General features: G+C 65.7%; 10 protein-coding genes. 6 read left to right on the top strand and 4 right to left on the bottom strand.

All coding sequences use genetic code 11. From position 1 onward, the window contains the following. The first annotated feature begins 49 nt into the window (after window positions 1-49). The 3 genes from AB3X86_RS01945 to AB3X86_RS01935 all read left to right on the top strand — a co-directional run bounded on the left by AB3X86_RS01945 (window position 50) and on the right by AB3X86_RS01935 (window position 4,601). Window positions 50-2,485 (top strand): 3-hydroxyacyl-CoA dehydrogenase/enoyl-CoA hydratase family protein, encoded by a 2,436-nt coding sequence (locus AB3X86_RS01945; protein WP_368594727.1) that lies wholly within the window; start codon window positions 50-52, stop codon window positions 2,483-2,485. Window positions 2,486-2,513: 28 nt separating this feature from the next. Next, window positions 2,514-3,713 (top strand): acetyl-CoA C-acyltransferase, encoded by a 1,200-nt coding sequence (locus AB3X86_RS01940; RefSeq protein ID WP_368594726.1) that lies wholly within the window; start codon window positions 2,514-2,516, stop codon window positions 3,711-3,713. Between the two features lie 117 nt (window positions 3,714-3,830). After that, window positions 3,831-4,601 carry an enoyl-CoA hydratase gene (locus AB3X86_RS01935; RefSeq protein WP_368594725.1) on the top strand — a complete coding sequence of 257 codons (771 nt, stop codon included), beginning with the start codon at window positions 3,831-3,833 and terminating at the stop codon, window positions 4,599-4,601. A gap of 68 nt (window positions 4,602-4,669) precedes the next feature. Here AB3X86_RS01935 and fdhD read toward each other — a convergent pair whose 3' ends face one another. Then, window positions 4,670-5,554 carry a formate dehydrogenase accessory sulfurtransferase FdhD gene (gene fdhD, locus AB3X86_RS01930; protein ID WP_176378989.1) on the bottom strand — a complete coding sequence of 295 codons (885 nt, stop codon included), beginning with the start codon at window positions 5,552-5,554 and terminating at the stop codon, window positions 4,670-4,672. A gap of 158 nt (window positions 5,555-5,712) precedes the next feature. Between fdhD and AB3X86_RS01925 the strand changes: the two genes are divergently transcribed. Beyond that, on the top strand, window positions 5,713-6,189 hold the full coding sequence (locus tag AB3X86_RS01925; protein ID WP_013088389.1) for a nitrate reductase associated protein: 477 nt from the start codon (window positions 5,713-5,715) through the stop codon (window positions 6,187-6,189). A 192-nt stretch (window positions 6,190-6,381) separates the two neighbouring features. Then, window positions 6,382-9,561: an EAL domain-containing protein gene (locus AB3X86_RS01920; RefSeq protein WP_368594724.1), complete on the top strand. Its 3,180-nt coding sequence runs from the start codon at window positions 6,382-6,384 to the stop codon at window positions 9,559-9,561. 63 nt (window positions 9,562-9,624) lie between these two features. Here the strand turns inward: AB3X86_RS01920 and AB3X86_RS01915 are convergent, their stop codons facing one another. Beyond that, window positions 9,625-10,236: a glutathione S-transferase family protein gene (locus AB3X86_RS01915; protein ID WP_176367928.1), complete on the bottom strand. Its 612-nt coding sequence runs from the start codon at window positions 10,234-10,236 to the stop codon at window positions 9,625-9,627. A gap of 121 nt (window positions 10,237-10,357) precedes the next feature. After that, window positions 10,358-10,753 (bottom strand): acyl-CoA thioesterase, encoded by a 396-nt coding sequence (locus tag AB3X86_RS01910; RefSeq protein ID WP_176122442.1) that lies wholly within the window; start codon window positions 10,751-10,753, stop codon window positions 10,358-10,360. A 206-nt stretch (window positions 10,754-10,959) separates the two neighbouring features. Here AB3X86_RS01910 and AB3X86_RS01905 point away from each other — a divergent pair, with 206 nt between their 5' ends. After that, the gene (locus tag AB3X86_RS01905) at window positions 10,960-12,858 is read left to right on the top strand and encodes an ABC transporter ATP-binding protein/permease (protein WP_368594723.1); all 1,899 of its coding nucleotides are present in this window, start codon (window positions 10,960-10,962) and stop codon (window positions 12,856-12,858) included. A gap of 3 nt (window positions 12,859-12,861) precedes the next feature. Here AB3X86_RS01905 and murU read toward each other — a convergent pair whose 3' ends face one another. Continuing rightward, window positions 12,862-13,575: an N-acetylmuramate alpha-1-phosphate uridylyltransferase MurU gene (gene murU, locus AB3X86_RS01900; RefSeq protein ID WP_176378993.1), complete on the bottom strand. Its 714-nt coding sequence runs from the start codon at window positions 13,573-13,575 to the stop codon at window positions 12,862-12,864.

Below are 13,575 nucleotides of genomic sequence, written 5' to 3'. Positions count from 1 at the left end.
AAGCATGGCTGACGCTTCGCGCCACCGCACAACTCTCCGGAGAAACGACGTGAGCAATCTGATCATTCGCAAGGTAGCCGTGCTCGGCGCCGGCGTGATGGGCGCGCAGATCGCCGCGCACCTGATCAACGCCAGGGTGCCCGTGCTGCTGTTCGATCTGCCCGCCAAGGAAGGCCCGAAAAACGGCATCGCGCTGAAGGCGATCGAGAATCTGAAGAAGCTGTCGCCGGCGCCGTTCGGCGTGAAGGACGACGCGCAATACATCCAGCCCGCGAACTACGACGACGACATCGAAAAGCTCGCCGAGTGCGACCTCGTGATCGAAGCGATCGCCGAACGCATGGACTGGAAGCACGACCTGTACAAGAAGGTCGCGCCGCACATCGGTCCGAACGCGATCTTCGCGACCAATACCTCGGGGCTGTCGATCACCGCATTGTCCGAAGGTTTCTCGGACGAACTGAAGGCGCGCTTCTGCGGGGTGCACTTCTTCAATCCGCCGCGCTACATGCATCTGGTCGAACTGATCCCGACCGCGACGACGCGTCCGGAAATTCTCGATCAGCTCGAAACCTTCCTGACCAGCGTGGTCGGCAAGGGCGTCGTGCGCGCGAAGGACACGCCGAACTTCATCGCGAATCGCGTCGGCGTTTTCTCGATCCTCGCGGTTATCGCCGAAGCCGAGAAGTTCGGCCTGCGTTTCGACGAGGTGGACGACCTGACCGGCGCGCGCCTCGGCCGCGCGAAGTCGGCGACGTTCCGCACCGCCGACGTGGTCGGTCTCGACACGATGGCGCATGTGATCAAGACGATGCAGGACACACTGCCGGACGATCCGTTCTTGCCGGTCTACGAAACGCCGGCCGTGCTAGCTGAACTGGTGAAGAAAGGCGCGCTCGGCCAGAAGAGCGGTGCCGGCTTCTACCGCAAGGAAGGCAAGGCGATCAAGGTGCTCGATCCGAAGACCGGCAACTACGTCGACGGCGGCGGCAAGGCGGACGAAATCGTCGGCCGCATCCTGAAGCGTCCGGCTGCCGAACGCCTGAAGCTGTTGCGCGAAACGCAGCATCCGCAGGCGCAGTTCCTGTGGTCGATCTTCCGCGATGTCTATCACTACATCGCCGTGCATCTGGAGTCGATCGCCGACAACGCGCGCGACGTCGATCTCGCGATCCGCTGGGGCTTCGGCTGGAACGAAGGCCCGTTCGAAGGCTGGCAGACGGCCGGCTGGAAGCAGGTCGCCGAGTGGGTGCAGCAAGACATCGCGGCGGGCAAGGCGCTCGCCGATGTGCCGCTGCCGTCGTGGGTGCTCGAAGGCGCGGTCGCCGACAAGGGCGGCGTGCACACGGCCGAAGGTTCCTGGTCGCCGGCTACGCAGAGCTTCGTGCCGCGCTCGTCGCTCGACGTGTACAACAAGCAGGTGTTCCGCGCGCCGCTCGTCGGCGAAACCGGCGCCGATCCGAAGACCTACGGAAAGACGCTGTTCGAGACCGATGCGGTGCGCGCATGGGTCGACGATCGCGCGGGCGAGGACGACGTGCTGATCGTGTCGTTCAAGAGCAAGATGAACACGATCGGACCGGCGGTGATCGAGGGTCTGACGCAGGCGATCGAACTGGCCGAGAAAGACTACAAGGGCCTCGTCGTGTGGCAGCCCACGTCGCTGAAGCTCGGCACGCCGGGCGGTCCGTTCTCGGCGGGCGCGAACCTCGAAGAAGCGATGCCCGCGTTCATGATGGGCGGCGCGAAGGGCATCGAGCCGTTCGTGAAGAGTTTCCAGCAGGGCATGCTGCGCGTGAAGTACGCGAACGTGCCGGTGGTTGCGGCGATCTCGGGCATCGCGCTCGGCGGCGGCTGCGAGCTCGCGCTGCATAGCGCGAAGCGCGTCGCGCACATCGAGAGCTATCTGGGTCTCGTCGAAGTCGGCGTAGGTCTGGTGCCGGCGGGCGGCGGTCTGAAGGAAGCGGCGCTGCGTGCGGCCGAAGCGGCAAGCCAGGTCGGAGCAACCAACGATCTGCTGAAGTTCCTGCAGAAGTCGTTCGAGAACGCGGCGATGGCCAAGGTCTCGTCCTCCGCGCTCGATGCTCGCGCAATGGGCTACCTGAAGCCGTCCGACACGATCGTCTTCAACGTGTTCGAACTGCTCGACGTCGCGAAGAAGGAAGCGCGCGCGCTTGCTGCTGCGGGCTATCGTGCGCCGCTGCGCGCGACGCAAGTGCCGGTCGCGGGCCGCTCGGCGATCTCGACGATCAAGGCGTCGCTCGTCAACATGCGCGACGGCCGCTTCATCAGCGATCACGATTTCCTGATCGCGAGCCGCATCGCGGAAGCGGTGTGCGGCGGCGACGTCGAAGCGGGCAGCCTCGTCGACGAAGAATGGCTGCTGCAACTCGAGCGTCGTGCGTTCGTCGAGCTGCTCGGCACGCAGAAGACGCAGGAACGGATCATGGGCATGCTGCAGACCGGCAAGCCGGTGCGCAACTAAGCGGTTTGCCGACAAAGGAGATTCACAAATGGCAAAGCAATTGCAAGACGCATATATCGTCGCCGCGAGCCGCACGCCGATCGGCAAGGCGCCGCGCGGCATGTTCAGGAACACGCGCCCGGATGAACTGCTGGTACACGCGATCAAGTCGGCCGTCGCTCAGGTGCCCGGCCTCGACACCGGCGTGATCGAAGACGCGATCGTCGGCTGCGCGATTCCGGAAGCGGAGCAGGGCCTGAACGTCGCGCGGATCGGCGCGCTGCTCGCGGGTCTGCCGAACACGGTCGGCGGTGTCACGGTGAACCGCTTCTGCGCGTCGGGTTTGACCGCGCTCGCGATGGCCGCGGACCGCATCCGCGTCGGCGAGGCGGACGGAATGATCGCGGGCGGCTGCGAATCGATGAGCATGGTGCCGATGATGGGCAACAAGCCGTCGCTGTCGCCGCATATCTTCGATCGCAACGAAGACGTTGGCATCGCATACGGCATGGGTCTGACCGCGGAGAAAGTCGCCGAGCGCTGGAAGATCAGCCGCGAAGCGCAGGACGCGTTCTCGGTCGAATCGCACCGCCGCGCGATCGAGGCGCAACGGTCCGGTGAATTCAACGACGAAATCGCCGCGTACACGATCACCGACCGCGTGCCCGATCTCGCGACCGGCGAGATCAACGTGAAAAGGCGCGAGGTGAAGCTCGACGAAGGCCCGCGCGCGGACACGTCGATGGAAGGCCTGGCGAAGCTGCGCGCGGTGTTCGCGAACAAGGGCTCGGTCACGGCGGGCAACAGCTCGCAGACCTCGGACGGCGCGGGCGCGTTGATCGTCGTGTCGGAAAAGATCCTCAAGCAGTTCAACCTGACGCCGCTCGCGCGTTTCGTCAGCTTCGCGGTGCGCGGCGTGCCGCCGGAAATCATGGGCATCGGCCCGAAGGAAGCGATTCCGGCCGCGCTGAAGGCTGCCGGCCTGAAGCAGGACGACCTCGACTGGATCGAGCTGAACGAGGCGTTCGCCGCGCAGTCGCTCGCGGTGATCCAGGACCTCGGCCTCGATGCATCGAAGATCAACCCGCTCGGCGGCGCGATCGCACTGGGCCATCCGCTCGGCGCGACGGGCGCGATTCGTGCGGCGACCGTGGTGCACGGTCTGCGCCGCCGCAACTACAAGTACGGCATGGTGACGATGTGCGTCGGTACCGGCATGGGCGCGGCGGGGATCATCGAGCGTCTGTGAGCCGCTGATCTCACCGGGGATCCTTCGGTGATCCAGTGAGGACCGCGCAACGGTTCGCAGGCCGCCCGGCTTGCGAACCGTTTTTACATTCAGCAGGAGCACAAGGAGATGAGCGGGATGACGACGGATATTCTGGTCGAGCGCGCCGATGCGGTGCTGACCATCAGCTTCAACCGGCCCGGCAGGAAAAACGCGATCACGGCCGCGATGTATCAGACGATGGCCGACACGCTCGTGGAAGCGCAGGGCGACGCGTCGGTGCGCGCGATCCTGATTCGCGGCAGCGCGGGCATTTTCAGCGCAGGCAACGACCTGGAAGACTTCATGAAGACGCCGCAGGTCGGCGGCAACCCCCCGGTGATCCAGTTCCTGCGCGCGATCAGCGCGGCGGAGAAGCCGCTCGTGGCGGCGGTTGCGGGGCCGGCGGTGGGCGTCGGCACGACGCTGCTGCTGCATTGCGATCTGGTCTACGCGGCCGACACCGCGAGCTTTTCGCTGCCGTTCACGCAACTCGGGCTGTGCCCGGAGGCTGCGTCGAGCTTGCTGCTGCCGCGCGTAGCCGGCTATCAGGCGGCGGCGGAAAAACTGCTGCTCGGCGAGGCGTTCGACGCGGCGGAAGCGCTCCGGATGGGCTTGGTGAATCGCGTGCTGTCGGCGGGCGAAGTCGACGCGTTCGCGGCGTCGCAGGCTGCGAAGCTGGCGGCGCTGCCGGCGTCGTCGCTGCGCGTGACGAAGAGCCTGATGAAACGCGCGAGCCAACAGGAAGTGCAGACGCAGATGACCGAGGAGTTCGTGCACTTCGGCAAGATGCTGCTCGCGCCCGAGGCGCGCGAGGCTTTCAAGGCGTTCTTCGAGAAGCGCAAGCCGGATTTCCGGCAGTTCGACTGAGGGACGTACGGCGCAGCCGTGCTTCGGGGCGGGTTTGCCGTGAGTCGGCGCTGCGCCGCTTCAATCGCTCAAACCCGCGGCTGCCAGGTGTCGTAATCGACGTAGCTGCCTTCGCGGCAGAAGCTCACGAGCCGCACACCCGCCTCGCGCGCAATCGCAATCGCGAGCGACGAGGGCGCCGAGATCGTCGCGACCATCGGCACGTCGACGCGCGCGGCCTTGCGCACCAGTTCGTAGCTCGCGCGGCTCGACAGAAACACGAAACCGTCGCGCGTATCGGCGCGCTCGAGCACGAGCTGGCCGATCAGCTTGTCGAGCGCGTTGTGGCGGCCGACATCCTCGAACGCATAGCGGATCGCGCCTTGCGCATCACACCACGCGGCCGCGTGCAGGCCGCCCGTCAAACGCGTGAGCGCCTGGTGCTCGGGCAGCGCGCGCGCGGCGCGCGCGATCGCATCGGGCGCGAGCCGCTGCAGAAAGCCGGTATTTGCTACACGCTGCGGTTTCAAATCGAGCAGATCAATGCTTTCGATGCCGCATACGCCGCAGCCGGTGCGCCCGGCGAGCGCGCGGCGCTTTTCCTTCAGACCGGCGAACGCCTGCTGCACGACCTGCAATTGCACCTCGGCATGCGGCAGTTCGCCGTGCCCGTGCAGTTCGACCTCGATGTCCTGAATATCGCTGCCGCGCTCGACGATCCCCTCGGAAATCGCGAAGCCGACCGCGAACGCTTCGAGATCGCGCGGTGTGCACATCATCACCGCGTGCGAGATGCCGTTGAACACCAGCGCGACCGGCCACTCCTGGCCGACGTGATCGGTCGCGGTTTCGATCGCCGTGCCCCGATGGCGGCGCACCTCGAGTTGCACCGCGCCGGGTTGTTCGTCGCTGTCGAGGTCGTGGGGCTGGCCGTTTGCCGCCTCGGTTGCACGTCCGTTTTCCTGTCCGTTCAAGCTGCTTCACTCCTGTGGCATGCCGCGCATTCAAGTGCCCGCCCGGCTCGCCGTATGCTTAGCGGCCGCCGCCGCGCGGGCCGCCGTCGCGCGAATAAGGTTCTAAAATACCTCAAGCGACGCCCGTACGCTGTCCGCCACCGACAAGGAGCACTGACATGGGACTCAACGAAGCACCGCTTCTGTTCGACTTCGAAGTCGCGTCTTCGGAGAATTTCACTTATATCCCGATGTCGGTGCGCTTCAATCTCGACCGGTTCGGCCTGCGCATCACGCTCGCGCAGTGGCAGCAACTGCCGCTCGAAGACCGCAAGCTGCTCGCGCGTTTCCCGGTCGAAGAAGACACGCAGATCGAACCCAATTTCGATCACGCGCTGTTCGAGATGCTGCGCACGCACGCGAACATCGAACCGGAGTGGTTCACGCCGGAGGAGTCGCCGGCCTGGCGACAAACCGACAGCGTGCCCGACGGCGTCGCGCATCAGGCGGGGCTCGCCGGACTCGCCGCGCCGAGCGTCGCGCGCTGGGCGGAGCTCGATCCATTCAAACGTTACGTGCTCGCGAAGCTGTCGCGCAAGCCCGAGGCGAACCACGATTTCGTCCCGGCGATGAAGGAATTTGGCGCGGCCGGCTAGGCGCGGCCGGCTAGGCGCGGCCGGCTCCGCAACTCCCCCAATCCTCAGATTTTTTTCACGCCGACCCTCAACCCGCTTCCGATCGCTGCCGATATCCAAAGGTTGGCGCGTAAAAGATTTGCATCGATGCGGCCCGACGCACCGGTAGCGAGCGCGCTCTCCCGTCCTCGGAACGATTGACGTTCGGAACCCATGAATCCTTTTTTGTCGAAGCGACTGCTGATCAATATTGCGGTCGTGGTCGTCGCGGTCGGTGCAAACGCGTTCGTCGCGTACACGCAGATTCGCGGGCAGCGAGATGCCGATGCGCGCCTCGCGCGCTCGACCAGCGTGCGCCAGAACCTCGATGCCTATCACGCCGCGCTCGGCAAAGCGCTCGCCGCGGTGCACCGCCTGAAGGAATCGGGCGATCCGGTCCCGCCGGACGCGGCCGCTTCGATGACGAACACACTCGCGAGCCGCGAGGACGCACTGCGCGACGAACTCGCGAGCGAACCGTCCATGTCGGCGGCGCTCGCCAGCCTGAGCGCGGCGCGGCACGCGCTGCAGCACGATCTCGAGGACACGCTGCGCAACCACGCGAGCGACTTACCCGGCGCGGCCAGCGCGACGTCGGGCGCGGCATCGACCGAAGCACCGATCTCGGCCCACGACGACGCGCGATTCGACGCATCCGTCGACCCCGCGCCGTCCGACCCGCAGCTTGCCCCCTCGCTAGAGCGTGTCGAAGCCGCGCTCGCCGCGTTGCGCAGCGACGAAAACCGCTCGTTGCAGACCGCGCTCGCGGCATCGGCGAGCGACAGCCAGCGCGCGATGTTCGTCCTGCTCGTGACGATGCTCTGCGGCAGCGTGCTGCTGATGCTCACGTTCGGCGTGCGCGAGAACAGCGCGCGTGAAAAGCTGCGCAGCGCCCGCGCGCTGGCGCGCAACGACGAGCGTTTTCGCAGCCTGTTCGACGACCACAGGGTGCCGATGTACATCTTCGATCGCGATACGCTGCGCTTTCTCGCCGTCAACGCAGCCGCGATCGAGCAATACGGCTACACGGAACGCGAGTTTCTCGGCATGACGATCCGCGCGATTCACCCGAATTCCGAAGTTGCGCGCCTCGAGAAGCATCTAGCGCGCAGCGCGGACTTGCGCCAGAGCCACACGATGGCCGGCATCTGGCGGCATCGGCGCAACGACGGCTCGATCATCAGCGTCAACGTGTCGTATCACGCGCTCAGCTTCATGGGCCGCGACGCGTCGTTCGTGCTGGCGGACGACGTGACCGATCAGATCAACGCCGAAGCCGAAGCGCTGCGCTCGAATCAGATGCTCGAAGCGGTGATCGACAATATTCCGCAGCGGATTTTCTGGAAGGATCTGAACTCGCGCTATCTGGGCTGCAACATGGCGTTCGCGCGCGACGCGGGGCTCGCGTATCCCGAGCAGGTGATCGGCAAGAGCGACACCGATTTGCCGTGGCGCGCGTTCGCCGACCTGCTGAACGAGCACGATCGCGAAGTCGCGAGCACCGGCGTGCCGAAGATGAACTTCGAGGTCGACTTCGTGATCGACGGCGTGCATCGCACGAGGGTCACGAGCAAGCTGCCGTTTACCGACGGCGACGGCCGGGTGATCGGCGTGCTCGGCTCGTACACCGACATCACCGAGCAAAAGCGCGCCGATCTCGCGCTGCGTCTGCAAAGCCGTGCGCTCGACGCGAGTGTCAACGCGATCCTGATCACCGCGCCGTCGCCGTCGGGCAATCTGATCGAATACGTGAATCCGGCGTTCATGCGTATCACCGGCTACGATCTCGATGAGGTGATCGGTCACGACTGTCGCGTGCTGCAACGCGACGACCGTGACCAGGAGGGCGTCGCATTGATTCGCGAGGCGCTCGCGGCGAATCGGGAGGTCAGCGCCGTGGTGCGCAACTATCGCAAGGACGGCGCGCTGTTCTGGAATCAGCTGTTCATCGCGCCGGTGCCGAACGCGGAAGGCGTGATCACCCATCATATCGGCGTCATCAACGACGTGACCGAGCTGATCCGCTACCAGGAGCAGCTCGAATACCAGGCCAACTACGACGGCCTCACGCGGCTGCCGAACCGCAACCTGCTGCGCGACCGGCTCGAACACGCGCTCGTCGTCGCGCAGCGGCACCACACGGGCGTGGCGGTCGTGTTCCTCGATCTCGACGGCTTCAAGAACGTCAACGACAGCCTCGGCCACAGCGTCGGTGACCGGCTGCTCAGCGTGGTCGCCGAACGGCTCGCGCGCTGCTCGCGCACCAGCGACACGGTTGCGCGCCACGGCGGCGACGAGTTCGTGATCGTGATGACCGACACCGTCGACGAGCAATCGCTGATCACGTGGATGGAGCGCGTGCGCGCGTCGATCGCCGAGCCGGTGTGGCTCGACGGCACCGAGCTGTACGTCGGCTGCAGCATGGGCGCGAGCCTGTTCCCGCAGGATGGCGAGGACGCCGAAACGCTGATGAAGAAGGCCGACGTCGCGATGTACCGCGCGAAGGACATGGGCCGCAACACGTTCCAGTTCTATCAGCCGGAGATGAACGCGAGCGCGGGCGCGCGCCTGAATCTCGAACGACGCCTGCGCCGCGCGCTGCGCGACAACGAGTTCCTGCTGCACTATCAGCCGCAGGTCGATATCGTCAGCGGCCAGATCGTCGGCATCGAGGCGCTGGTGCGCTGGCGCGATCCGGAGGCCGGCCTCGTGCCGCCGTCGTCGTTCATTCCGCTTGCCGAGGAAAGCGGGCTGATCGGGCCGCTGTCGGAGTGGGTGCTGCGCGAGGCGTGCCGCCAGAACAAGGCGTGGCAGGATCAGGGCTTGCCGCCGGCGCGCGTGTCGGTAAATCTGTCGGCGCGGGTGTTCCAGCAGCGCGACATCGCGAAGCTCGTGACGCAGGTGCTCGCCGAGACCGGGCTCGAACCGAAGTATCTCGAACTCGAGCTGACCGAAAGCACGATCATGCGCAATGCGGAAGAAGCGGTGTTGATGCTCAACGAGCTGCACGCGCTCGGCATCGGTCTCGCGATCGACGACTTCGGCACCGGCTATTCGAGCCTCAGCTATCTGAAGCGCTTTCCGGTGGACCGCCTGAAGATCGACCGCTCGTTCGTATCGGATATCGGCGTGTCGGGCGACGACGAGACGATCACGTCGGCGATCATCGCGCTCGCGCATTCGCTGAAGCTGCAGGTGATCGCCGAGGGCGTGGAAACGTCCGCGCAACTCGACTTCCTGAGGGAACGCGCGTGCGACGAGATGCAGGGCTTCTATTTCGCGAAGCCGCTATCGACGGAAGGGATCTCCGAACTGCTGCACGGCGGGTTGGTGCGGGAGCTGGAGCCGGCGTGAAGGGAGCGTGACGCGCGGCGCCCAGGGTCGCCGCGGGTCACCGCGTGTCGCGTCAAACGCCGGTCACTCCGCTGGCGTGTCCTTGAATACCGGCAGGCTTTCCGCGAACGCGGAAAATTTCTCGAGCCGCGGATGATCGGCCTTGCTGACCGCCTCCGGCAGCATCATGTGCGTGAACTGCCACGCGACGGCGACGGCCACGTCCGCCGCGCTGAACTGCTGCTGCGTGTCGGGCAGCGGCCCTTCGCCCAACTCGCGTTCGAGTTCGGCATAGGCGGCGAGCAGTTGCGCTCGCACGCGCTCGACCCACGCTTCATGCTGCTTCTCCTGCGGTCGCAGATTGCGCTCGTAGACGATCTGCACGCTCTTTTCGCACGCGGCGAGCGCGAGACCCGTCAGACGCGCGGCGCGCAACGCCGCGTCGGCTTGCGTCGGGAACAGCGGGGTGGGGCCGGCGAGCGTCGCCAGATACTGCAGGATCACCGTCGAATCCATCACGACCGCGCCGTTGTCGGCGACGAGCGTCGGCGCCTTGACGACCGGGTTGATCTTCGCGAACTGGTCGTAGGTGCGGAATACCGAAATCGACTCGTGTTCGAAGTCGAGCGCGAGCAGCTTCATGCAGATGGCGACGCGCCGCACGTACGGCGAGTCGAGCATTCCGATCAGTTTCATCACGTATCCATTAGAAGAGCGACTATCGGGCGCCCGGCCTCGTGCGCTGATCGGCTGAAACGGCTAGCGGGTGGCGCGGCGCGGGACGCATGGAACCGCTAGCTTAAGCATCCTTGCTGGCTCAGTCCAGCGCGGGCAGCGCGCGCGGACGGCGGTCGCTGTCGGTGGCGACGTAGGTGAGGATCGCTTCCGTGACCTTGACGACTTCCTGCGACAGTCTCATCCGCTGCGCGTAGACCTCGACCGACACCGTCACCGACGTATTGCCGGTCTTCACGATATCCGCGTAAAAGCTCAGCAGGTCGCCGACGAACACCGGCTGCTTGAACAGGAACGAATTGACCGCGATGGTCGCGACCCGTCCATTCGCGCGACGGCTTGCCGGAATCGAGCCGGCGATGTCGACCTGCGCCATGATCCAGCCGCCGAACACGTCGCCGTGAATGTTCGCGTCCGACGGCTGCGGCATCACGCGCAGCGCGCAAGGCTTGGAAGGAAGTTGAAGAAGATCGGTCATCGGGACATCCTTGGGAAACGTGTTCGAGTGTATTGACGCGCATGGACCGAACGGCTGGGGCCAGCCCGGCCACAGGCCGCGGAAAGCGCCGCCAGCTGGCTTCTGCGACAATACGGGGGATCAGGAATTGTACGGGAAAGCGCCCAGCCAGGCGCGCGAGCCGCGCCGCTGCGAACTCCGGCAGTTCCACACTCTCCCCACGATTTATGCGCCGCGCTCCTTCGTCAGAACCCTCGCCGATTTCCACTGGACCCCGCAACGACTGGCAAACGATCCTGTCGCTGCTGCCATACCTTGCAACCTACAAATGGCGAGTCGGCATCGCGCTCGGCTGCCTGATCGGCGCGAAGGTCGCGAACCTCGGCGTGCCGATCGTGATGAAGCACATCGTCGACAGTCTCGCGTCGATCCGCCATCTGACCGCGCTCGGCCGCGCGCAGGACGCGCCCGGCATCGTGCTGCTCGGCGGCGTCGGCTTGCTGGTGGTCGCGTATGCAGTGGTGCGGCTGTCCACGTCGTTCTTCACCGAGCTGCGCGAAATACTGTTTTCGAAAGTGACGGAAAGCGCGGTGCGCCAGCTTGCGCTGAAAGTGTTTCGTCATCTGCACGGGCTGTCGCTGCGCTTTCATCTGGAGCGGCAGACGGGCGGCATGTCGCGCGATATCGAACGCGGCACGCGCGGCATCACGCAGCTGATTTCCTATTCGCTGTACAGCATCCTGCCGACGCTCGTCGAAGTCGGGCTCGTGCTCGGCTTTTTCGTCGTCAAATACGAGGCCTATTACGCGATCGTCACGTTCATCGCGCTCGCGGCGTACATCGCGTTCACGGTGAAGGTCACCGAGTGGCGCACGCACTTTCGCCGCACGATGAACGAGCTCGATTCGAAGGCGAATTCGCGCGCGATCGACTCGCTGCTCAACTACGAGACCGTCAAGTACTTCGGCAACGAGGAGTGGGAGGCGAGCCGCTACGACGAAAACCTGAAGCGCTATCGCGCGGCGGCGATCAAGTCGCAGCGTTCGCTGTCGGCGCTGAACTTCGGGCAGCAGGCGATCATCGGCACGGGGCTCGTGTTCATCCTGTGGCGCGCGACCCAAGGCGTGATGGCCGGGCGCCTGACGCTCGGCGACCTGGTGCTGATCAACACGTTCATGCTGCAGCTGTATATCCCGCTGAATTTTCTCGGCGTGGTCTATCGCGAGCTGAAGCAGAGCCTGACCGACATGGACCGCATGTTCACGCTGCTCGGCGCGCCGCAGGAAGTGCCCGATGCGCCGAATGCGGTGGCCTTGCGGGTGAGCGGTGCGCAGGTGCGTTTCGACAACGTGAGCTTCGCGTACGAGTCTTCGCGACCGATTCTGCACGACGTGAGCTTCACGATCGCGGCCGGCACGACGACCGCGGTGGTCGGCCACAGCGGCTCGGGCAAGTCGACGCTCGCGCGGCTCCTGTTCCGCTTCTACGATCTCGACCGCGCGACGGGCGGCGCGATCCGGATCGACGGGCAGGATATTCGCGATGTCACGCAGGATTCGCTGCGCGCGTCGATCGGCATCGTGCCGCAGGACACGGTGCTGTTCAACGACTCGATCTACTACAACATCGCGTACGGGCGGCCGTCGGCGACGCGCGACGAAGTGATCGCGGCGGCGCGCGCCGCGCATATCCACGAGTTCATCGAGAGTCTGCCGAAGGGCTATGACACGCCGGTCGGCGAGCGCGGGCTCAAGCTGTCCGGCGGCGAAAAGCAGCGCGTGGCGATCGCGCGGACCATCCTGAAGAATCCGCCGATCCTGCTGTTCGACGAAGCGACGTCCGCGCTCGATTCGCGCTCCGAGCGCGCGATCCAGCATGAGCTCGACCTGATCGCGCGCGAACGCACGACGCTGATCATCGCGCACCGGCTTTCGACGGTCGTGCACGCGCAGCAGATCATCGTGATGGACAAGGGGCGCATCGTCGAGCGAGGCACGCACGCCGAGCTATTGCGCGCGAACGGCCTGTTCGCGCAGATGTGGGCGCTGCAGCAGCGCGCCGCGCAGACCACCGACGCGGTGGAAAGGGCGGAAGCGGTCGGGGCCGGCGAGAGCACGGCGAAGTAAAGCTCAGCGCGCGCGCAGCAGCCGATCGAGCGCTTCCAGCTGCGCCTGCGTGCCGACGTTCTCCCACACGCCTTCGTACAGCTCGCCGCTCGCGAGCCCACGCGCGATCGTCGCGCGGTAATACGGGCTCAGCGCGCGCCGTGTGCCGCGCGGCAGATCGCGGAACATGCGCGTGTCGTACAGCCCGAAACTGCCGAACGTGAGGCGCGGCTGCGTGTCGAGCGACAGCACGCCGTCGACGAGGCCAAAGTCGCCGTTCGGGTGAAACGGCGGATTCGGTACCATCACCAGATGCATGCCGGGCTCGGGCAACGCCTGCAGCGCGCCGGCGTGCGCATGCAGCGCGGCGTAGTCGTAATCGGTGTACACGTCGCCGGCCACCGCGACGAATACGTGATCCGCGCCGTCGTCGGTCAGTAGCGGCAGCGCCTGCGCGATGCCGCCAGCGGTCTCCAGCGCCTCTTGCTCGGGCGAGTAGCGCAGTTCGACCTGCCAGCGCGAACCGTCGCCGAGCGCGGCTTCGAGCTGCGCGCCGAGCCACGCATGATTGATCACTATGCTACGGATGCCGGCCCGCGCGAGCCGTTCGATCTGCCACACGATCAGCGGCTTGCCGCCCGCTTCGAGCAAAGGCTTCGGGCACGCGTCGGTCAGCGGACGCATGCGCTCGCCGCGGCCCGCGGCAAAAATCATCGCTTTCTTCACGGACATCGTCAT

The organism is Paraburkholderia sp. BR14374 (genome assembly GCF_040948685.1).
GTDB classification, from domain to species: Bacteria; Pseudomonadota; Gammaproteobacteria; order Burkholderiales; family Burkholderiaceae; genus Paraburkholderia; species Paraburkholderia youngii.
This window is presented reverse-complemented; position numbering and strand designations above follow the sequence as displayed.